The sequence below is a fragment of the Streptomyces sp. NPDC051180 genome (assembly GCF_040689545.1).
Lineage (GTDB): Bacteria > Actinomycetota > Actinomycetes > Streptomycetales > Streptomycetaceae > Streptomyces.
In genome coordinates, this window is sequence record NZ_JBFBBC010000001.1 from 368723 (window position 1) to 388983 (window position 20261).

17 protein-coding genes are annotated in these 20261 nt (G+C 75.1%); 8 read left to right on the forward strand and 9 right to left on the reverse strand.

Features of this window, described 5'->3' with window-relative positions; all coding sequences use genetic code 11:
• Nucleotides 1-29: 29 nt before the first annotated feature.
• The 3 genes from AB0424_RS01640 (at nt 30) to AB0424_RS01650 (ending at nt 4227) form a co-directional block, all read left to right on the forward strand.
• Nucleotides 30-2252, forward strand: coding sequence for an NADP-dependent isocitrate dehydrogenase (locus tag AB0424_RS01640; RefSeq protein ID WP_366301336.1), 2223 nt, complete (start codon nt 30-32; stop codon nt 2250-2252).
• Nucleotides 2253-2347: 95 nt separating this feature from the next.
• Nucleotides 2348-2641: a hypothetical protein gene (locus tag AB0424_RS01645; RefSeq protein ID WP_366301337.1), complete on the forward strand. Its 294-nt coding sequence runs from the start codon at nt 2348-2350 to the stop codon at nt 2639-2641.
• A 113-nt stretch (nt 2642-2754) separates the two neighbouring features.
• The gene (locus AB0424_RS01650; RefSeq protein WP_366301338.1) at nt 2755-4227 is read left to right on the forward strand and encodes a sigma-70 family RNA polymerase sigma factor; all 1473 of its coding nucleotides are present in this window, start codon (nt 2755-2757) and stop codon (nt 4225-4227) included.
• Between the two features lie 68 nt (nt 4228-4295).
• Here AB0424_RS01650 and AB0424_RS01655 read toward each other — a convergent pair whose 3' ends face one another.
• The 4 genes from AB0424_RS01655 to AB0424_RS01670 all read right to left on the reverse strand — a co-directional run bounded on the left by AB0424_RS01655 (nt 4296) and on the right by AB0424_RS01670 (nt 8233).
• Entirely contained in the window at nt 4296-4877 is a 582-nt protein-coding gene (locus AB0424_RS01655; protein ID WP_366301340.1) for a CAP domain-containing protein, read from the reverse strand.
• Nucleotides 4878-5213: 336 nt separating this feature from the next.
• Nucleotides 5214-6086, reverse strand: coding sequence for a universal stress protein (locus tag AB0424_RS01660; RefSeq protein ID WP_366301342.1), 873 nt, complete (start codon nt 6084-6086; stop codon nt 5214-5216).
• A gap of 148 nt (nt 6087-6234) precedes the next feature.
• Entirely contained in the window at nt 6235-7596 is a 1362-nt protein-coding gene (locus AB0424_RS01665; RefSeq protein ID WP_366301343.1) for an acyl-CoA dehydrogenase, read from the reverse strand.
• 181 nt (nt 7597-7777) lie between these two features.
• Nucleotides 7778-8233: an Rrf2 family transcriptional regulator gene (locus tag AB0424_RS01670; RefSeq protein WP_366301344.1), complete on the reverse strand. Its 456-nt coding sequence runs from the start codon at nt 8231-8233 to the stop codon at nt 7778-7780.
• A gap of 471 nt (nt 8234-8704) precedes the next feature.
• On the opposite strand from AB0424_RS01670, the gene AB0424_RS01675 reads away from it, so the two are divergent.
• Nucleotides 8705-9565 carry a glutathione S-transferase C-terminal domain-containing protein gene (locus tag AB0424_RS01675; protein WP_366301346.1) on the forward strand — a complete coding sequence of 287 codons (861 nt, stop codon included), beginning with the start codon at nt 8705-8707 and terminating at the stop codon, nt 9563-9565.
• Between the two features lie 79 nt (nt 9566-9644).
• On the opposite strand, the gene AB0424_RS01680 is transcribed toward AB0424_RS01675, so the two are convergent.
• Nucleotides 9645-10682 (reverse strand): NAD-dependent epimerase/dehydratase family protein, encoded by a 1038-nt coding sequence (locus tag AB0424_RS01680; protein ID WP_366301348.1) that lies wholly within the window; start codon nt 10680-10682, stop codon nt 9645-9647.
• Between the two features lie 142 nt (nt 10683-10824).
• Between AB0424_RS01680 and AB0424_RS01685 the strand changes: the two genes are divergently transcribed.
• Both AB0424_RS01685 and AB0424_RS01690 read left to right on the forward strand, forming a co-directional pair.
• Nucleotides 10825-11103 carry a DUF5133 domain-containing protein gene (locus AB0424_RS01685; RefSeq protein ID WP_366301349.1) on the forward strand — a complete coding sequence of 93 codons (279 nt, stop codon included), beginning with the start codon at nt 10825-10827 and terminating at the stop codon, nt 11101-11103.
• A 91-nt stretch (nt 11104-11194) separates the two neighbouring features.
• On the forward strand, nt 11195-13597 hold the full coding sequence (locus AB0424_RS01690) for an excinuclease ABC subunit UvrA (RefSeq protein WP_366301351.1): 2403 nt from the start codon (nt 11195-11197) through the stop codon (nt 13595-13597).
• Nucleotides 13598-13696: 99 nt separating this feature from the next.
• On the opposite strand, the gene AB0424_RS01695 is transcribed toward AB0424_RS01690, so the two are convergent.
• Nucleotides 13697-14311 (reverse strand): DUF6058 family natural product biosynthesis protein, encoded by a 615-nt coding sequence (locus AB0424_RS01695; protein WP_366301353.1) that lies wholly within the window; start codon nt 14309-14311, stop codon nt 13697-13699.
• Between the two features lie 212 nt (nt 14312-14523).
• Nucleotides 14524-15810: a serine hydrolase gene (locus AB0424_RS01700; RefSeq protein WP_366301354.1), complete on the reverse strand. Its 1287-nt coding sequence runs from the start codon at nt 15808-15810 to the stop codon at nt 14524-14526.
• A gap of 321 nt (nt 15811-16131) precedes the next feature.
• Here AB0424_RS01700 and AB0424_RS01705 point away from each other — a divergent pair, with 321 nt between their 5' ends.
• Both AB0424_RS01705 and AB0424_RS01710 read left to right on the forward strand, forming a co-directional pair.
• A complete protein-coding gene (locus AB0424_RS01705; RefSeq protein ID WP_366301852.1) occupies nt 16132-18063 on the forward strand; it encodes an NAD-binding protein in 1932 nt (643 codons plus the stop codon).
• Between the two features lie 61 nt (nt 18064-18124).
• Nucleotides 18125-19375, forward strand: a complete 1251-nt coding sequence (locus tag AB0424_RS01710) for a cytochrome P450 (protein WP_366301355.1) — start codon at nt 18125-18127, stop codon at nt 19373-19375.
• 36 nt (nt 19376-19411) lie between these two features.
• On the opposite strand, the gene AB0424_RS01715 is transcribed toward AB0424_RS01710, so the two are convergent.
• Nucleotides 19412-19657, reverse strand: a complete 246-nt coding sequence (locus AB0424_RS01715) for a hypothetical protein (protein ID WP_366301357.1) — start codon at nt 19655-19657, stop codon at nt 19412-19414.
• Nucleotides 19658-19719: 62 nt separating this feature from the next.
• Nucleotides 19720-20196 carry an NUDIX domain-containing protein gene (locus AB0424_RS01720; RefSeq protein ID WP_366301359.1) on the reverse strand — a complete coding sequence of 159 codons (477 nt, stop codon included), beginning with the start codon at nt 20194-20196 and terminating at the stop codon, nt 19720-19722.
• Nucleotides 20197-20261 lie beyond the last annotated feature (65 nt).

Genomic DNA, 20261 nt, shown 5'->3' on the forward strand with positions numbered 1-20261 from the left:
CATACGCAGACGTGGAGCGGAGCACCCTGGTGACTGACTCGACCATCATCTACACCCACACTGACGAGGCGCCTGCCCTGGCGACGTACTCGTTCCTGCCCGTGATCCAGGCGTATGCCTCGCAGGCCGGCGTCACGGTCGAGACGCGTGACATCTCGCTCGCGGGCCGCATCATCGCCGTCTTCCCGGAGTTCCTGGAGGAGGGCCAGCGCATCGCCGACGCCCTCGCCGAGCTCGGTGACCTGGCCAAGACGCCCGGCGCCAACATCATCAAGCTGCCGAACGTCTCGGCGTCCATCCCGCAGCTCAAGGCCGCCGTCGCCGAGCTCCAGGCCCAGGGCTACGCCCTCCCGGACTACCCGGACGACCCGAAGACGGACCAGGACAAGGACGTCCGCGCCCGCTACGACAAGATCAAGGGCTCGGCCGTCAACCCGGTCCTGCGCGAGGGCAACTCCGACCGCCGCGCGCCCGGCTCGGTCAAGAACTACGCCAAGAACCACCCGCACCGCATGGGCGCCTGGACCCCCGAGTCCAAGACCAACGTCGCCACGATGAGCGAGAACGACTTCGCCTCCACGGAGAAGTCCGTCGTCATCGGCCAGGACGACACCCTCCGCTTCGAGTTCACCGCCGCCGACGGCACCGTCGCCGAGCTGCGCGAGCCGCTGAAGGTCATCGCCGGCGAGGTCGTCGACGCCGCCGTCATGCGCGCCGCCGCGCTCCGCACCTTCCTCGGCGAGCAGGTCGCCCGCGCCAAGGCCGAGGACGTGCTCTTCTCCGTGCACCTCAAGGCCACGATGATGAAGGTCTCCGACCCGATCGTCTTCGGTCACGTCGTGCGCGCCTTCTTCCCGGCCACCTTCGCCAAGTACGGCGAGGCCCTGGTCGCCGCCGGCCTGTCCCCCAACGACGGCCTCGGCACCATCCTCAACGGCCTGGACTCCGTGCCCCACCTCGGCGCCGAGATCAAGGCGTCCTTCGAGGCCGAGCTGGCCGCGGGCCCGGCCCTCGCCATGGTCGACTCCGACAAGGGCATCACCAACCTGCACGTGCCGTCCGACGTCATCGTCGACGCCTCGATGCCGGCCATGATCCGCACCTCCGGTCACATGTGGGGCCCGGACGGCCAGGAGGCCGACACCCTCGCGGTCCTCCCGGACCACAGCTACTCGGGCGTCTACCAGGCCGTCATCGAGGACTGCCGCGCCCACGGCGCCTTCGACCCGTCGACCATGGGCTCCGTCCCGAACGTCGGCCTCATGGCGCAGAAGGCCGAGGAGTACGGCTCCCACGACAAGACCTTCGAGATCGCCGCCGCGGGCACCGTCCGCATCGTCGACTCCTCCGGCACCGTCCTCCTGGAGCAGGAGGTCGCCGAGGGCGACATCTTCCGCGCCTGCCAGACCAAGGACCTGCCCATCCAGGACTGGGTCAAGCTCGCCGTCACCCGCGCCCGCGCCACCGGCGCCCCGGCCGTGTTCTGGCTGGACGAGAACCGCGCCCACGACGCGCGTCTGATCGCCAAGGTCGAGGAGTACCTCCCGCAGCACGACACGGAGGGCCTGGAGATCAAGATCCTGTCCCCGGTCGAGGCGACGAAGTTCTCCCTGGAGCGCATCCGCCGCGGCGAGGACACCATCTCCGTCACCGGCAACGTCCTGCGCGACTACCTGACCGACCTCTTCCCGATCCTGGAGCTGGGCACCAGCGCCAAGATGCTGTCGGTCGTCCCGCTCATGGCGGGCGGCGGCCTCTTCGAGACCGGCGCCGGCGGCTCCGCCCCGAAGCACGTGCAGCAGCTCGTCAAGGAGAACTACCTCCGCTGGGACAGCCTCGGCGAGTTCTTCGCCCTGGCCGCCAGCTTCGAGCACCTCGCGACCACCACGGGCAACGCCCGCGCCCAGGTCCTCGCCGACACCCTCGACCGCGCCACCGGCACCTTCCTCAACGAGGACAAGTCGCCGACCCGTCGCCTCGGTGGTATCGACAACCGCGGCAGCCACTTCTACCTGTCCCTGTACTGGGCCCAGGAGCTGGCCGCCCAGACCGAGGACGCCGAGCTCGCCAAGGCGTTCGCCCCGCTGGCCGAGACCCTCGCGTCCAACGAGCAGAAGATCGTCGACGAGCTGAACGCCGTCCAGGGCTCCCCGGCCGAGATCGGCGGCTACTACCAGCCCGACCCGGCCAAGGCCGCGGCCGTGATGCGCCCGTCCGCCACGTTCAACGAGGCCGTCGCGTCCCTCGCCTGACCGGCGCGGGACACGAGCCGCCCCGGCCGGAAACTCCTCCGGCCGGGGCGGTCCCGTCGGTGGCGCATCCGCCGTCCGGGTGTGAACCTGGATGGATGAGCTGGGCATCTTGGACGACCGCCGGTGTCTACACCGGGCGAGGTGGGGTGCTGACCGACGAGGCCGGAGTCGTCACGGGCGATGTGACCGTCCACACGACCTGGGCCGAGCGCGAGGCACGCGTGGCCGTGCAGTACAGCGGCGCATCCGACTGGTTCACCATGTCGGGCAGTCCCGTCCCGTGCGCGACCGAGGAGGAGAGCCGCGACCTGCACGACGCCGTCGTGGCAGCCGTCCGGGAAGGGCACGGGGCCACCGTCCCGAGCCTGCCCGCCGCACCACCGGTGTAGGGTCCGGCGCCGGGCGCCGGAAGACGTGCTGTCGGCAGAAAAGTGTTATCCCTCCCGCGCCCACGGGTCTCCGGATGACGGGGGACTCGCACCAGGGATGAGGGAGCAGATCCATGCACAGCGACGAGGGCCGCACCACCGCACTGGTGGAGGCGGCCAGGGCCGGTGACGCGCGCGCCAGGGACACGCTGGTACGCGCGTACCTGCCCCTCGTCCACAACATCGTCGGCCGCGCCCTCGACGGCCACGCGGACACCGACGACATCGTCCAGGAGACGATGGTCCGCGCCCTCGACGGCCTCTCCGGCCTCCGCGACCCCGCCCGCTTCCGCTCCTGGCTCGTCGCCATCGCCATGAACGGCATACGGCGCCGCTGGCGGGAGCGCCAGCAGGCCGCCGTTCCCGGCCTCGACCGGGCCGAGGAGCTCGCCGACCCCTCCGGCGACTTCACCGACCTCACCATCCTCCGGCTCGGCCTCTCCGGACAGCGCCGCGACGTGGCCCGCGCCACCCGCTGGCTCGACGAGGAGGACCGCGAACTCCTCGCCCTGTGGTGGCTGGAGGCCGCTGGGGAGCTGACCCGGGCCGAGGTCGCCGAGGGCCTCGGCGGCATCTCGCCGCAGCACGCCGCCGTCCGCATCCAGCGCATGAAGGAACGCCTTGAGACCGGCCGCGCCGTGGTGCGCGCCCTGGACGCCGTGCCGCCGTGCCCGGAACTCGCGGAGATCGTCACCGCCTGGGACGGCCGCCCCTCCCCGCTCTGGCGCAAGCGCATCGCCCGGCACCAGCGGACCTGCGACGGCTGCACCGGCCGGGTGACCGGCCGCCGCGGGCTCGCCCCCGTCGAGAGCCTGCTCGTGGGGATCGGCCTCGTCCCGCCGCTCGCCGTCGGGGCCGCGCCCCGGGGCGCGGAGTCCCTCGCCGCGGACCCCGTAGGCTTCGCCACCCCCACCTCCACCCCCACCCGCTGGACGCCGGTCCGCCGGGCCTGCGTCGCGGGCGCCGCCGCCGTCGTCGTCCTCGGAGCCGCCGCCCTCCTCGTGCCCCGGCAGCCCGACACCCGGCTGACGCCCGCCCGGCCCGCCGCCGCGCCCCCGGTCACCCCGTCCCCGACCACCCCCGTGGCGACCGTCGCCGCGCCGGCGCCGACGACGCGGCCGCCGAAGCCCCCCAGGACCACACCGCCCCCGACCCCCCGCCCCTCCGTCGAGGAGCGGGTGACGGCGCGGGTCAACCGGCTGCGCGAGGCGGCGGGTTGCGCCCCGCTGCGCATCGACCGGCGGCTGGTCTCGGCGGCCCGGGCCTACGCCCGGGACATGGTCGCGCGCGGCTACTACGGGCACAGCAGTCCCGAGGGCGACTTCGCGGACAAGCGGATCACCGCCGCCGGCTACGAGTGGAGCGCCTGGGCCGAGAACCTGGCCCAGGGGGCCCCCGACCCGGAGACCGTCGTCGAGGACTGGCGGGACGGGGCGATGCACGAGGAGAACATGCTCGACTGCCGCTACCGGGACACCGGCGTGGCGGCGGTGCGCGGCCCCGAGGGCCTGATCTGGGTGCAGAAGCTGGCCGCCCCCGCCTCCTGACGGCCCGGCGCCGGTCCGTGGGAGCCCGCCCGGGGCCCGGTGGCCCCGGACCCTCCGTCGCCGGCCGTTCAGCGCCGGGCACCGAAGTCCTGCACCCACCAGGGGCCGTTGGCGGTGAGGGCCACGCCGACCCCGATGTCCTTGAAGGCGCAGTTGAGGATGTTCGCCCGGTGGCCCGGACTGCCCATCCAGTCGTCCATCGCCCGGGCCGGGGTCCTCGGCCCGCGGTGGATGTTCTCCCCCCAGGTCGCCCAGGCGTACCCGGCTCCGCTGATCCGGTCCCCGGCGTCCCGGCCCTCCGGGGTGTGGTGCTCGTAGTAGTCCCGGGCGGCCATGTCGTCGGCGTGCCCCTGCGCAGCCGCCCGCAGCCGCCTCTCCGAGCGGAGCGGACCGCAACCCGCCTTGTCGCGTTCGGTGTTGGCCAGTGCGACGACCTCCTCGGCGAACCGGCCGACCTTGCCGCCGCCCGCCGCCCCACCCGGCTGCCGGGCGGAGTCGGGTGCGGCGGCCGGGGCCGGGGCGGCCACGTACATCCCCAGCGCCACCGTGAGCACGGCCGCCGCCGCTCCGACGAGGGTGACGGCGGTGCGGAAGGAGGGGCGACGCCGGGTCCGCCGGCTCCCCCGGTGGCGGCCGGCCGAGACGGTCACCGGCCACCCGCCTCGCGCGCGTCCCTGCCGCCGCCCGAAGGGTGCCGTTCCCAGGGGCGGTTCGGTACGGGCTTCGTCGTCGGGACGGCCGTCTTCTGTGGTGCGACCTCCGGGGTGGCCGGGGCCACCGGGGTGGCCGGGGCCACCGGGGCGGTCGTGGTGGCCGGGACGGTCGTGGTGCCGCATGGAGCTCCGCTCTTTCGCCGAGGTCGCCGGAGGGGCCGGTGCCGGGGAGGCACCGGGGCGACGGCGGTAACCCTGTCCGGCCCCGGCCGCCCCGACACTCTCCGTCAACCCGACGCGTCAACTCCGTGCGTCAACCCGCGTCCGAGCCTTTCAGTCCTGCGGGACGACCGCCACCGGGCAGGGCGCGAGGTGGAGCGCCGCGTGCGCCACGGAGCCGATCCGCGGTCCGATCGCGCCGCGGCGTGCCCGTCGCCCGACCACCAGGAGCTGGGCGGCCCCCGACGAGGAGAGCAGGACCTGCCCGGCGCTGCCCAGTTCGACGTGCTCCGACACCGGCACGTCCGGGTAGCGCTCCCGCCACGGGGCGAGCGCCTCGCCGAGCGCCTTCTCCTCGTACGGGACGAGCCCGCCGGCCTCGTCCGCGAGCCGCATCGAGGCCGGGCTGTAGGCGTAGAGGGACGGCAGGCTCCAGGCGCGGACCGCCCGCACGGACGCCCCCCGCGCGGCGGCCGTCTCGAAGGCGAAGCCCAGGGCGGCGGCGCTGTCCTCCGCGTCGCCGTGCTGGCCGACCAGGACGGGCCCCGTGGGCGGCTCGGACGGCTCTCCGTCGCGGGAGCGGACGGCCACCACCGGGCGGGTGGCGGCGGCGATGACCTGCTGCCCGTACGAGCCGAGCAGGAAGCCCGCCACGGGGCCGTGGCCGCGCGAGCCGATCACGAGCATCTCCGCCCGCTCCTGGGCGGCGAGCAGCGCGGCGACGGGGGTGTCGGGGAGCACGTCGGCACGGAGTTCGAGTCCCGGGTGCCGTCCCGCGATCGTGGCCTCGGCCTCGCGGAGAAGGGCCTCGGCGGCGCTCTCCTGCGTCGCGCGCTCCTGGACCAGGGGGAGATCGAGGGGTTCCCAGCGCCACGCGTGGGCGAGCCGGAGGGGAACGCCCCGGTGGAGCGCCTCGCGGGCGGCCCAGTCGGCCGCGGCGAGGCTCTCCGGGGAGCCGTCCACTCCGGCGACGATCTCACGACTCATCAGGCTGCCTCCGTCGGTGCGGTGACGGGCCCTGCCGGTCGGCCGGGCCCTGCTGCCTCCAGCTTGGGCCCATCGGCCGTCCCGCGAGAGGGCCGTACGTCCCGACATGCCGGACCGTCCGTCCCCGCGTCCGCCCGGCGGGGTGTGCTCAGGCCGGCAGGGTGAGCCGTGCGTGCGTGCCGTTGAGGTAGTGGTCCCCGATGTCACGGAGCCGGTGGGCCGCCTGGGTGGGGGCGGTCAGCGCACGGGCGTTGCGCCAGAAGCGGTCGAACCCCGGGCCGCCGCCGCGCGCGTCGGCGCCCGCCGTGCCGTCGACGAGTTCCAGGATGCGGGTGGTGATGTGGAGGGCCGCCCGGCCCGTGACCGTCTCGGCCGCCGCCACCAGGACGGCGATGTCGGCCCGTTCCTCCGGTCCGAGCGACCAGCCGGCGAGCAGGCCGCGCGCCAGGGCGTCGGTCGCCCGCTCCACCACCGCGGCGGCGGCGTGCGCGGCCGTCGCCAGCTCCCCGTAGGCGAGCAGCAGGTACGGGTCGTCACCGGCGCCGGCCCCTCCGGCGGCGTGCGCGGCGGCCGGGGTTCCCGGCCGGTCCGCGGGCGCGGGGCCGGCCTGCCCGGCCCGGCTGATGTCCCGGGCCTCGGCCAGCGCGCCCTCGGCGATGCCGAGACCGACCTGGACGAGCAGCAGCCGCAGGGCGAGCGGCGCGAGGGTGGTGAACGGGGCGACCGCGTGCTCGTCGTGGGGGAGCGCTCCGAGGACGTGTCCGGGCTCCACCGGCACGTGGTCGAAGGTGACGGTCCCGGCGCCGGCGAGCCGTTGGCCGACCCGGTCGGTCCCGCCGTCCGTGAAGACCCCCGGGTGGGCCGGGTCCACCAGGACGACCAGCAGGTCGCCCGTGCCGCCGGGGCGGGCCCCGACGACGAGCCGGTCGGCCACCGTGACGCCGGAGGCGAACGAGCGGCGGCCGTCGAGGATCCAGCCGCCGCCGCTGCCCTCGGCCGGTGTGAGGACGAGGTCCGGGCCGCTGCCGGCGCGCGGCGGTTCGATGCCGCCGGCGAGCAGCCAGCGCTCCTCCGCCGTGCGGACGTCGAGGGCCAGGGGGCCGGTTCCGCGCTGTGGATCCGCTTCCGGGGCGGGGCCGAGGAAGCGGCTGCTCCAGGAGAGCGCGTAGTGGTGGGCGAGGAGTTCGCCGACGGAGCTGTCGGCGGCGGAGATCTCGCGGACGACGGAACACGCGGCCCGCCAGTCGGCGCCGCGCCGGGTCGGCCCGGGGGCGGTGAGCAGAGCGGGCAGGCCCGCCTCCTGGAGGCGGGCGACCTCGTCGAACGGCGCCTTGCCGGCCCGGTCCCTGGCGAGCGCGTCGACGGCCAGGTCGTCGGCGAGCTCTCGGGTGACACGGGGCCAGATCTCGTCGTCCGCGGGCCGGTCGACCGGCCGGTCGAGCCGTGGCGCGCCCGCCGCGGGGCCGGTGCGTATCGCTGGTCTCTTCGGCGATTTCCTCGGCGTACTCACGTCACCCCACCCGGTCTCGTCTATCCCCACTGGAACACTAGGGATAGTGGCAGAGGGGTCGGGCCGGACCCAAGGGGTGTCCGCAGACTGGACAGGGGTGTCTTGGTCCGTGAGATCACGTCAAGTCGACGCAGGTCGGCCGAGGTTCGCCCGCCGTCACTGCGCGGTCAGGCCGGGCCGGTCAGGGGTTGGTCCACGCCTCGGGGTCGTCCGCGAGCGCGACGACCCCGGCCGGCAGCTTCGCCGCCGCCACCTCGGCGAGCGAGACGCCGAGCACGTCGCGGACGCCGGCCCGCAGCGCGATCCACAAGGTGAGCAGCGACTCGGCGGGCCCCGTGTAGGACAGGTCCGGTGGCCGCTCGCCGCGGACGGAGACCAGCGGGCCGTCGACGCACCGGATGACGTCCGCGACGGAGATCGTGTCCGCGGACCGGGCCAGCCAGTACCCGCCGTTCCCGCCGCGCTGGCTCTGCACCAGGCCGCCCTTGCGCATGTCGCCGAGGATCCCCTCCAGGAACTTGTGGGAGATCCCCTGGCCCTCGGCGATCGCCTCGGCCTTCAGCGGCCCCGTGTCCTGGGAGGCGGCGAGCTGGAGGGCTGCCCGCACCGCGTAGTCGGCCCTGGCTGAAATGCGCATGCGCGCATTATTCCGTACGGCGGCGACCGGAGCCGCGCGCCCGCCGGGTGAGCCGTACCGCACTCTTGACGCCGTCTCCGGGCGGTCCGACACTCAAGGGGCGGGAAATCCGAGCGAACAGGTAGGGAACCGATGGGACGCAACGGCCGGCGGGACACGTCGCACGCCGCACCCCTCCCGCGCACCCTGCCTCTCACCTCTCGCCGCCACATCGATCTGCTGCGGGTCTGCAGCGCCGCGAGTCGCCCCGCACGCCCGGGCGCGCGTCCCGTCCGCTGACCGCCCGGCAGTCCCGGGCCGATCGGCCCGGGACCGCGCCGCCCGGAACGGCGACGCGCCGAGGTCCCCGCCTGCCCCTTCCCGTACCTCTGCCGCCTCAGGGCCCCGATCCGCCGCCGTCGTCGCGCCCCGCGCGCGCCGCGCCGCCGGACGCCGCCCGGACCCGGCACCGAGCACCCCTGAGGGAGAAGCATGTCCGTCGTCCCGTCCTCGCTCCTGCCCGCCTCCGCCCGGCCCGCGTTCCGGGGCCGCATCGGCCGCGACGCGGCCAGCGGCCACTACGCCGTCCCGCACCGGTACCGCCTCCATGTGGCACCGTCCGGCCCCGGCTGTCTGAGGATCGCCGTCACCCACGGCCTGCTCGGACTCGACGACACGCTGCCGCTCACCGTGCTGCCCGAGACCCCCGACACCCCCGACGGCGGGTACACCGCGCTCCGCCCGCTGTACGACGCCAGTGCCCACCTCTACGACGGGCCCGCCGCCGCACCCGTCCTCAGCGACGGCTGGACCGGACGCATCGTCAGCACCCACGTCCCCGACATCCTGCGCGACCTCGCCCTCAGGTTCCGCGGCGACGGCCCCGACCTGCTGCCGCCGGCGCGGCGCCGCGAGATCGACGCCATCGCCGACCTGTGCGAACGGAGCGTCAACCGGGCCGCCCAGCGCGCGGGCGAGCTCGGCATCGACGGCGAGGCGGCCCACCGCGACCCGCTCACCGTCCTCTTCGCGGCTCTCGGCCGCCTGGAACGGCGGCTCGCCCGCAACCCCTACGTGCTCGGAGACGAGCCGACCGCGGCCGACGTCCACGTCTGGGTCACCCTCGTCCAGCTCGACACCGTCCACCGCTGGCACCTGGACGCCGCCGCCATGGACCGCGTCGCCGGACACCCGGCCCTCTGGGCCTACGCCCAACGCCTGGCCGCCCGGCCCGAGTTCGCCCGCCGGCTCGACATCGAAGCCGTCCTGCGCCGGCACCGCGCCCACTGCCGCGGCCGCGAGGCGGCGGGCGCCGGGATCCGCATCGTCGACTGGTCGGCGGGACCGAGCTGACGGAGCGCCGGCCCGGCCGGCGGAACACCTCCTCCTCGTCCCGGCCCGTGCGCGCGGAGCACGCACGGCCCGGGGCGGCTCACCCGATGCGGTGACCGGCCAACGGGGCCGTCTCGTCGCCCGCACCCTCCCGCACGCCCTTCAGGAACGCGGCGAGCGCGTCCTCCGCGCTCGTCGCCGGCTCCCACTCCAGCTCCCGCCGCGCCCGCTCGGTGGACAGCAGCGGCAGATGCCGCAGCGCCTCGAACAGACCGGGGGAGGCCGGGACCAGCCGCAGCCGCCAGGCCGCCGACAGGGCGCCCCGCACCGCGCCGGCCGGCACCTTCACCGGGCGGGCGTTCAGGAGACGGCCCAGCGTCACCGCGTCGATCGGCGGCTCCGCGGCGAGGTTGAACGCACCGCGCACGTCCCGCAGCAGCGCCCGCCGGTACGCGTCCGCCGCGTCGTCCGTGTGCAGGACCTGGAACCGCAGCCCGTCGAACTCCGGCAGCAGCGGCAGCAGATCGGGCCGCATCAGCTGCCCCGGGAAGAAGCGCCCCGCGAAGATCCGCCGCTGCCCGCTCGCCGACTCCTCCTTGAAGAGGAACGCCGGACGCATCCGGACCACCCGGATCTGCGGATGGTCCCGCTCGAAGGTGTCGAGGACCCGCTCCAGATACGCCTTCTCCCGGGTGTACGCGGCACCCGGCCAGCCGTGCGTGGGCCACGCCTCGGAGACCGGCGCACCGCCCGGAGGCCCGGGGGAGTACGCCCCCACCGAGGAGGCGTGCACGAGCACCGGCACCCGCGCCGCCGCGACGGCGTCGAAGACGCGCACCGAGCCGAGCACGTTCGTCCGCCACGTCTCCACCGGGTCGTGCGTCGGGCCGAACCGCCACGCCAGGTGGACGACCGCGTCCGCGTCCGCCACGTACTGCGCGAGCCGCGGCTCGTCCCCCTCCCGCGCGAGGTCCACCTCGGCCCACTCCACCCCCGGCAGCTCCAGGGCGGGACGGCGGCGCGCGAGGCCGAGGACCGAACCGACCCTCGGCTCGGCGGCCAGCGCCCGCACCAGACTCGTTCCCACGTTGCCGGTGGCACCGGTGACGACGACTCGCTGAAGCGTGCTGGGGTTCATGCCTCCGACCCTCCGCCATGGGCGGCGCGGACGCACCCGGAGGGACCGCCGGACGGCTCCCGTCACGCAGGGTGTCCGCGTCGGTCGCGTGCGTGGCCGCGGGCCTGGAGTATGGAGCGACGCAGGAGACAGGAGAACGCCCATGCTGCTGCCCGACCGGAACACGGTCGACCGGTTGCTCCGGCACTACCGCGCCCAGGAGCGGACCGTCCTGGACAGTCCGTGCGACCCGACGGCGCGCCGTCGCTTCGAGGACACCGTCTACACCCTGTGCGTGCTGATGGGAGTGCGCACGGCCCACGAGGCCGTGCACGCCGCCGAGCGCTACGTCACCGGGGCGCGGCCCGCGCCGGCCGCCCTGGCCGACCGGGTGGCCGGGACGGTCCGGCGCCGACAAGCGCGCCCGCCGGGCCGCGGTTAGCGTGACGGGGTGGCGTCGCGCGCCACCTCCCGCCCGCCGCGGCGGGACGCGCCGGCGCACGCTTCGGCCCCGCCCGGCGGATGGAGACGCGATGACCAAGGCCCGGAGGACGGACGCCCCCAGGACCGCCAGGGGGTCGGCCGCGCCGCACGCCGCCGACCGGCAGAACCTGATCCGGGTGCACGGGGCACGGGTGAACAACCTCAAGGACGTCAGCATCGAGATCCCCAAGCGCCGGCTCACCGTCTTCACCGGCGTCTCCGGCTCGGGCAAGAGCTCCCTGGTGTTCGACACGATCGCCGCCGAGTCGCAGCGGCTCATCAACGAGACCTACAGCGCGTTCGTCCAGGGCTTCATGCCGACCCTGGCCCGCCCCGAGGTCGACGTCCTGGAGGGCCTGACCACCGCCATCATCGTCGACCAGCAGCGCCTGGGCGCGGACCCGCGCTCGACCGTCGGCACCTCCACCGACGCCAACGCGATGCTCCGCATCCTCTTCAGCCGGCTCGGCAGGCCCCACATCGGCCCGCCCGGCGCGTACGCCTTCAACGTCCCCTCGGTCCGGGCCAGCGGCGCCATCACCGTCGAGCGCGGCGCCAAGAAGGCCGTCAAGGCGACGTTCAGCCGCACCGGCGGCATGTGCCCGCGCTGCGAGGGCCGGGGCACGGTCTCCGACATCGACCTCGACCAGCTCTACGACGCCACCAAGTCGCTCGCCGACGGCGCCCTGACCATCCCCGGGTACACCGCGGGCGGCTGGAACTACCGCCTCTACGCCGAGTCCGGCTTCGTCGACCCGGACAAGCCGATCCGCAAGTACACCAAGCGGGAACTCCACGACTTCCTCCACCACGAACCGGAGAGGATGAAGATCGCGGGCATCAACATGACGTACGAGGGCCTGGTCCCGCGGATCCAGAAGTCCTTCCTCGCCAAGGACAAGGAGGGGATGCAGCCGCACATCCGGGCCTTCGTGGAACGGGCCGTCACCTTCACCACCTGCCCCGAGTGCGACGGCACCCGCCTGGCCGAGGGCGCCCGGTCGTCGAAGATCAAGCGCAAGAGCATCGCCGACGTCTGCGCGATGCAGATCAGCGACCTGGCCGAGTGGGTGCGCGGCCTCGACGAGCCGTCCGTGGCCCCGCTCCTCACCGCGCTGCGGGAGACCCTCGACTCGTTCGTCGAGATCGGCCTCGGCTACCTCTCGCTCGACCGCCCGTCGGGCACGCTGTCGGGCGGCGAGGCGCAGCGCGTGAAGATGATCCGCCACCTCGGCTCCTCGCTCACCGACGTCACCTACGTCTTCGACGAACCCACCACCGGCCTGCACCCCCACGACATCAACCGCATGAACGACCTGCTGCTGCGGCTCCGCGACAAGGGCAACACGGTCCTCGTCGTGGAGCACAAGCCGCAGACGATCGCGATCGCGGACCACGTCGTCGACCTGGGTCCGGGCGCGGGCACGGCCGGTGGCGCCGTCTGCTTCGAGGGGACCGTCGAGGGCCTGCGCGGCGGGGACACGGTCACCGGGCGCCACTTCGGCGACCGCGCCGCGCTCAAGGAGACCGTGCGCGAGGCCACCGGCGCGCTGGGGATCAGGGGAGCGACCCTGCACAACCTGCGGAAGGTCGACGTCGACATCCCCCTCGGCGTGCTGTGCGTCGTCACCGGGGTGGCGGGCTCCGGCAAGAGCTCGCTCGTCCACGGCTCCCTGCCCGCGGGCGAGGACGTGGTCTCCGTCGACCAGGGCGCCATCCGCGGGTCGCGCCGCAGCAACCCGGCCACGTACACCGGCCTCCTCGACCCGATCCGGAAGGCGTTCGCCAAGGCCAACGGCGTGAAGCCCGCGCTGTTCAGCGCCAACTCCGAGGGCGCCTGCCCCACCTGCAACGGCGCCGGGGTCATCTACACCGACCTGGCGATGATGGCGGGCGTCGCGACCACCTGCGAGGACTGCGAGGGCAAGCGGTTCCAGGCGTCCGTGCTCGAATACCGTCTCGGCGGCCGTGACATCAGCGAGGTCCTCGCCATGCCGGTCGACGAGGCCGGGGAGTTCTTCGGCGCCGGCGAGGCACGCACCCCGGCGGCGCAGCGCATCCTGGAGCGGCTCTCCGACGTCGGCCTCGGCTACGTCTCCCTCGGCCAGCCCCTCACGACGCTGTCCGGGGGCGAGCGCCAGCGGCTCAAGCTGGCCACCCACATGGCGGAGAAGGGCGGCGTCTACGTCCTGGACGAGCCCACCACCGGCCTCCACCTCGCCGACGTCGAACAGCTCCTCGGCCTCCTCGACCGGCTCGTCGACGCGGGCAAGTCGGTGATCGTCGTCGAGCACCACCCCGCGGTGATGGCGCACGCCGACTGGATCATCGACCTCGGTCCCGGCGCCGGCCACGACGGCGGCCGGGTCGTCTTCCAGGGTACTCCCGCCGACCTCGTCGCCGACCGCTCGACCCTCACCGGCGAGCACCTCGCGCAGTACGTGGGTGCCTGAGCGGCAGACGGCGCCACGCGCGTACGGGCCGGCGCGCCCGCCCGGCCGGTTCACACGCCCGGCCGGTCCACGCGCGCGAGGCTCCCCGGCCCGCCGGGGTCACCGGCCGGCCGGCTCCGGCGGGTAGAGCGCCCGGGGCGCGTCCACGCAGGTGTCCCGCGAGGTGGGACCCCCGAACCGCAGCCGGTCGTACGCCGTGAAGGCCGGCTCCAGGGCGTCGAGCGCGTCCACGCGCGCGTGGAGCGCGGCGCGCCACTCGGGCGACGGATCGGGCCCGGCCGTCGCCAGCGCCTCGGTGATCTCCGCCGTCAGCCGGTCCTTGGCGCGCATGCCCTCCGGGGTGACCGAGCGCAGGCAGACGTACCGGCCGCTCACGTACGCGGCCCACTCCTCCTCGCCCCGGTCGGCGTCCTCCCAGTGCGCGGTGAACCAGGCCCGCAGGCCCTCGGGCCCGCCGGCGGACCCGGCGAGGGCGAACAGGTCCCGCGGCACCATCTGGGCGCCGTCCGAGCGGATGTAGCCGGGGAGCGGCAGCAGGCCGTCCAGCATCAGCCGCCGGGCTCCGTCCGCGTCGCCGCCGAGCGCGGCGCACAGGACCTCCAGCGGGACGAACTGCGCGGTGACGTAGGCGTCGTCGGCCGCCGTCATCGGATGGTCGCCGTTCACCTCGCGGAACCGCTCGGCGATCCGCCGCGCGAGTGCCGGGTCCGTCATCCGTGTCGCCTCCTCGGGTGGAGCCGCCCGGGCCCTCCCGGACGGCGTCCCCGCACCCTACGAGCACGACCGTGCGGCCCTCGCCGAACGGTCGTCGCGTGCCCCGGACCCGGTGGGTCCGGGGCACGCGACACCCCCTGGGGGTTGTCCGGAAGGTCCGGCCCGGCCCGCGGCGGACACCCCCTGGGCGTCACTCGTCCGGCGGCCCGGGATCAAACCTTGCGCGCGGCCCTGAGCCGTCGGCCCCAGAGCAGGAGCGCCGCCGCGCAGGCCGAGGCGATCAGCGTCAGCGGCAGCCCCGCCGACGGGCCCGAGGAGGAGTCCTCCCCGGAGCCGGCCTTCCCGGGCGACGCCACGGCCTCGGCGCCGTGTGCCGCGGGGGCCGTCGGCGCCCCGTCGCCTCGGCCGGCGACCGCGACGGCGCGGGTGTCGGCCGCTCGCGAGGCTTCCGCCGCCTTGCCCGCCTTTGCCGCTTGCGCGGCTTGCACGGCTTCCTCCTCCTTCGGCCGGCCGGCCGACAGCGAGCCCACCGGCCGGACCTCGTCCGCCGCGTCGAAGCCCCAGTCGAGCAGCTCGCGCGCCTCCTCGTACACGGCGAGCCCGCCGCCACCCTGGGGGTTCATCACCGAGACGACCAGCGTCCTGTCACCCCGCCGGGCGGCCGAGACCAGCGTGTTGCCGGCGTTGGTCGTGTAGCCGTTCTTGATCCCCAGCAGCCCCGGATACCGGGCCACCCCGTCCGAGCCGGTCAGGAGCCGGTTGGTGTTGGCGATGCCGTACGACCAGGACCCGGCCGGGAAGTCCGCGTACCGGGTGGAGCAGTAGCGCCGGAAGGCGGGGTCCTGGAGACCGGTCCGGCCGAACAGCGCCAGGTCGTAGGCCGAGGACACCTGCCCGGGGGCGTCGTAGCCGTCCGGGGAGACCACGTGGGTGTCCCGCGCCCCGAGGGACCGCGCCTTGTCCTGCATCTGCCGGGCCATCGACTCCCAGCCGCCGCTCATGGCGGCCAGCACGTGCACCGCGTCGTTCCCGGAGCTGAGGAAGACGCCGTTCCACAGGTCCGAGACCTTGTACGTGTACCCCTCCTTCACCCCGACCAGGCTGCTGCCCGCGCCGATCCCGGTCAGCTCGGAATCGGCCACGGTGTGCTGCTCGTCGGGCTGGTGGTGGGGGAGCGCGGTGAGGGCGAACAGCGTCTTCAGGGTGCTGGCCGGCGGCAGTCTCCGGTGCGCGTTCCGCGCGGCGAGCACCTCGCCCGAGGCCGCGTCCGCCACCACCCAGGAGAGCGCGGACACCGAGGGCAGGTCCGGCGCGCCGGGCAGCGGGTGCACCTGCGTGCCCTGCCGGTCCAGCCGGGCGGGGTCGACGTACTGCCGCACGGGCGGGGTGGGTTCCCCGACCGAGGTGTCCGGGGAGGCCATGGCCGCCGGGACCGGCAGTACGAACAGCAGCGCCGCGGAACCGGCGGCAACATGACGGACAGCTGACATGACGATCATTCAGTCACCGTAGGAAGGGCGTCCGGAACGCGCAGAACGAAGTGCGCCGACCGGCGTAGCGACCGTGCCGGACGGCGGCGCGTCGTGCCGCCGCCCGGGTGGTGCGCGGCCGCCCGACCCGCTGTCGGCGGCGCACGGCATGCTGGTGACGTGCCCTCACACCCGAACCAGAGCAGCCCCGTTCCGCCCGAGAGCGTCGGAGCGCCCCCCGTCGCCCCGGCGGCGCGGCCCCTTCCCGGGCCCGCCCGCGCCCCCGGCGGGCCCCTCGGCGCCCCCGCCTCCCGGACGGACCGCCAGGCCAGGACCGCTCCCTCCGGGCACATGATCGTGTGCGGCGACGACGCCCTCGCCCACCGGCTCGCGCGCGAGCTGCACGAGGTGTACGGGGAACGGGTCACCCTCCTCGTGCCGACGCCGCCCGACGCGCCCCGCGCCCCCACCGCCCGCACCGGCCGCGCCCTCGCCCTCTTCGGCCGGGTCACCGCCGCCGTCATCAGGACCGGCGCCTCCGGCACCCCGGCCGGCCCGCCCGTGGACGGCGACGAACCCGGCGGCGCGCTGCGGGTCGTCGAATCCGCCGAGGCGGACGACCGGGCCCTGACCGACGCCGGGGCGGAGCGAGCCGCCGCGCTCGCCCTCGTCCACGAGGACGACGAGACCAACATCCGGGCCGCGCTCACCGCCCGCCGCCTCAACCCCCGCCTACGACTGGTCATCCGGCTCTACAACCGCAAGCTCGGACAGCACCTGGAGACCCTCCTCGACCAGGCCGCCGCCGTCGCCGAACCGGGACTGGACCCCGAGAAGCTCGACGCCGCCACCACCGTCCTCTCCGACGTCGACACCGCGGCGCCCGGCCTCGCCGCGGCCGCCGTCGCGGGCACCAGCAAGGTCGTGCAGGCCGGCGGACTGCTGCTGCACGCGGTCGAGCGCCCGCCCGCCGCCGGCCGGGCCCCCGACCCCGGACTCTGCACGCTCGCCCTGCTCTCGGCCACGGCCGGCGACCCCGCGGGCTGCGAGGGCTCCGAACGCAGCGGCGACGACGGCCCCCGCCTACTGCCGGACGACCGCACGGTGGCCGCCGCCACCGGCCGCGCCGCCGTCACCCTCGAAGCCGTCACCCCGGCGGGCCCGGCCCTCCCGGCGGCCCGCCTCGCCGCCTCCGCCCTCCCCGTCGCCTCCCTCTTCTCCCGCCGCCTGCGCTGGTCGCTCGCCGGGGCGGCCGCCGCCGTCGTGGCGCTGGCCCTCGCCTCCACCTTCACCACCGGCGACCACCCGCTGCACGCCGCCTATCTGACGCTGCTCGACATCTTCGCCATCGGGGACCCCGCGGTCGGCGAGCCGACCAGCCGTCAGCTGCTCCAGATCCTCGCCGGCTTCGTGGGGCTGCTCCTGCTGCCCGTGATCGTCGCCGCCCTCCTCGAAGGGCTCGGTACCTTCCGCACGGCGACCACCCTGCGCCGGCCGCCGCGCGGCCTCTCCGGCCACGTCGTCCTCCTCGGCCTCGGTAAGGTCGGCACCCGGGTCCTCGCCAGGCTCCGCGGCCTCGGCATCCCGGTGGTCTGCGTCGAGTCCGACCCGGAGGCCCGCGGCATCGCCGTCGCCCGCCGGCTGCGCGTCCCCACCGTCGTCGGCGACGTCACCGAGGAAGGGGTCCTGGAGGCCGCCCGCATCCACCGAGCCCACGCCCTTCTCGCGCTGACCAGCGTCGACATCACCAATCTGGAGGCGGCGCTCTCCGCCCGCGCCGTCAGCCCCGACCTGCGGGTCGTCCTGCGCCTGTTCGACGACGACTTCGCCACCGCCGTCTTCCGCACCCTGCGCACCGCCCACCCCACGGCCGTCACCCGCAGCCGCAGCGTCTCCCACCTCGCCGCGCCCGCCTTCGCCGGCGCGATGATGGGCCGCCGGATCCTGGGCGCCGTGCCCGTCGAGCGCCGGGTGCTGCTCTTCGCCGCCGTGGACGTCGCCGCCCACCCGCTCCTGGACGGCCGCACGGTCGCCGACGCCTTCGTCCCCGGGGCCTGGCGGGTCATCGCCCTGGACGGCGCCGCCGGCACGCCGGGCCACGGCGACACGGACCGGGACGGCGGCTGGCGTCTGCACCCGGACCGGGTCCTCCGGCCGGGCGACCGGGTCGTCGTGGCCGCCACCCGCCGCGGGCTGGCCGGACTCCTCGGCCGCGGCGCCCGCCGGAGCCCGGCGGACGACACCGACGTGACGGACAACTCCGTACGAACGCCGCTGGGTTGACCGTAGGATGCGACCGCTCACCCGCCGCACCGGTCCGCATCCGCAGTCAGGAGTTCCTTCCTTGAACACACCGCACAGCACCGCATCCGGCCGGCCCGCCCACCGCCTGGACCCGGCGGGCGGCTGCCCGCACGCGGCGAACGCCCGACTGCTCGCCCAGGGCGCCGTGACCCCGGTGATCCTGCCCGGCGAGATCGAGGGAATGGCGGTGCTCGGCCACGACGCCCTGCGGGACTTCCTCACCCACCCCGACGTCGCCAAGTCCCCGCACCACTTCACCGCGCTCGCCGAGGGCCGGATACCCGAGGGCTGGCCGCTGCTCACCTTCGCGACCGTGCCCGGCATGACCACCGCCGACGGGGCCGACCACCGCCGGCTGCGGACCCTGGTCAGCAGCGCCTTCACCGCCCGCCGGGTCGAGGAGCTCCGCCCGCGCGTCGAGGCTGTCACCGCCGGACTCCTCGACGGACTCGCCGAGGCCGCGCGCGCCGGCGACGGCGTGGCCGACCTCCGCCGGCACTACGCCCTGCCGCTGCCGCTCGGCGTCATCTGCGAACTCCTCGGCGTCGATCCGGCACATCAGGACCGGCTGCACCACCTCTCCAGCCAGGTCGTCGCCACCGACACCGAGCCCGCGCAGGCCGTCGCCGTCAACCGCGAGCTCGTCGACCTCCTGGCCTCCGTCGCCGCCGCCAGGGCGGCCGACCCCGGCGACGACCTCATCAGCGCCCTCATCGCGGCCCGCGACGAGGGCGGCGACCGGCTGAGCCAGCCCGAGCTGCTCGGCACCCTCGTCCTGATGATCATCGCCGGCCACGAGACCACGCTGAACCTGGTCACCAACGCCGTCCGGGCCCTGTGCTCCCACCGGGACCAGCTCGCCCTCGTCCTGGACGGCCGGGCCTCCTGGGCGGACGTGGTCGAGGAGACCCTGCGCTGGGACAGCCCGGTCAGCTACTTCCCGTTCCGCTACCCCACCCGCGACCTCACCGTCGACGGCACCCTCATCCCGCGCGGGACCCCGGTGCTCGCGGGGTACTCGGCGGCCGGCCGCGACGCGAAGGCGCACGGCCCGGACGCCGACCGCTTCGACCTCACCCGCACCCGGACGGTCAAGCACCTCTCGCTCGGCCACGGCTCCCACTACTGCCTGGGCGCCCCGCTCGCCCGGATGGAGGCGGAGATCGCCCTGGAGTCGCTCTTCACCCGCTTCCCGGACCTCGACCTCGCCCTTCCCGAGCCGGAGCTGACCCGTCACGCCGGCTTCGTCGGCAACAGCGTCCGCGCCCTCCCGGTCCGCCCCGGCGTCTGACGCCCCGTGGGCGGCCCGCCCGGCGGGCGCACCGGCTCAGCCGGTGCGCCCCCACGCGGTCGCCGGGGAGGTCCGCAGCGAGGAGACGAGCCTCAGCAGCCGGTCCTCGTTCCCCGAGAAACCCGCGGCGCGCAGAGCCTCGTCCGCCTCCGCCATCGGATGCGTGAGCATCACCCCCGCGTAGGGGGCGAGCTGCGGGTCGGTCAGCACGGCCTGGGTGGACTCCAGCAGCCGCAGGTACGCCTGGGCGGCGGCGCGCTCGCTTGCGGTGAACGTGGTCATGTCGGGCTCCCTCTCGACAGTTCGGCGCTCACCACCCTCTCCTACGGGTCTGACAATCGGGGTCAGGCCCGCCCGTCGAGCAGGTGGCGGAGCCTGTCGAGGAAGACCCGCTGCCCCGTCACCAGCAGGGGAGAGGCGGCCTCGGGGGCGAACCAGCCCACCCGGTCGATCTCCGGGAACTCCGCCAGGACCCCGGACCCGGGCGGCCATTCCATGGTGAAGGTCCCCGGCTCGACCCGTTCCGGATCGAGGTCGCCCTCGACGGCCCAGATGGTGACGATCTTTCCGCTGCGCTGCCGGGACTCCCCGAGCGCGGACCACTCGCCCTCCGGCGCCGGAAGCCCCAGCTCCTCCTCGAACTCCCGGCGCGCCGCGTCCCGCGCGGTCTCGTCCGGCTCGTACTGGCCCTTGGGGATGGACCAGGACTCCTCCTCGCGGGACTCCCAGTAGGGACCGCCCATGTGACCGATGAGGACCTCGACGCCCTCGCCCGCCGTACGGCGGAAGACCAGGAGACCCGCGCTGCGTTTGTCCGGCATGGGCCCCAGTGTGGCCGAACCGCCCGGCCTCCGCAGCCCCGGACATCCGTCCCGGCCCGCGCCTG

Bases quoted from the DNA above. Each gene is read 5' to 3' on its own strand.
- AB0424_RS01685 (WP_366301349.1), top strand. From the start codon at position 10,825: ATGCTGCTGCCCGACCGGAACACGGTCGACCGGTTGCTCCGGCACTAC.
- AB0424_RS01705 (WP_366301852.1), top strand. From the start codon at position 16,132: ATGATCGTGTGCGGCGACGACGCCCTCGCCCACCGGCTCGCGCGCGAG.
- AB0424_RS01650 (WP_366301338.1), top strand. From the start codon at position 2,755: ATGCACAGCGACGAGGGCCGCACCACCGCACTGGTGGAGGCGGCCAGG.
- AB0424_RS01700 (WP_366301354.1), bottom strand. From the start codon at position 15,810: ATGATCGTCATGTCAGCTGTCCGTCATGTTGCCGCCGGTTCCGCGGCG.
- AB0424_RS01680 (WP_366301348.1), bottom strand. From the start codon at position 10,682: ATGAACCCCAGCACGCTTCAGCGAGTCGTCGTCACCGGTGCCACCGGC.
- AB0424_RS01690 (WP_366301351.1), top strand. From the start codon at position 11,195: ATGACCAAGGCCCGGAGGACGGACGCCCCCAGGACCGCCAGGGGGTCG.
- AB0424_RS01670 (WP_366301344.1), bottom strand. From the start codon at position 8,233: ATGCGCATTTCAGCCAGGGCCGACTACGCGGTGCGGGCAGCCCTCCAG.
- AB0424_RS01675 (WP_366301346.1), top strand. From the start codon at position 8,705: ATGTCCGTCGTCCCGTCCTCGCTCCTGCCCGCCTCCGCCCGGCCCGCG.
- AB0424_RS01695 (WP_366301353.1), bottom strand. From the start codon at position 14,311: ATGACGGACCCGGCACTCGCGCGGCGGATCGCCGAGCGGTTCCGCGAG.
- AB0424_RS01720 (WP_366301359.1), bottom strand. From the start codon at position 20,196: ATGCCGGACAAACGCAGCGCGGGTCTCCTGGTCTTCCGCCGTACGGCG.
- AB0424_RS01660 (WP_366301342.1), bottom strand. From the start codon at position 6,086: ATGAGTCGTGAGATCGTCGCCGGAGTGGACGGCTCCCCGGAGAGCCTC.
- AB0424_RS01645 (WP_366301337.1), top strand. From the start codon at position 2,348: ATGAGCTGGGCATCTTGGACGACCGCCGGTGTCTACACCGGGCGAGGT.
- AB0424_RS01715 (WP_366301357.1), bottom strand. From the start codon at position 19,657: ATGACCACGTTCACCGCAAGCGAGCGCGCCGCCGCCCAGGCGTACCTG.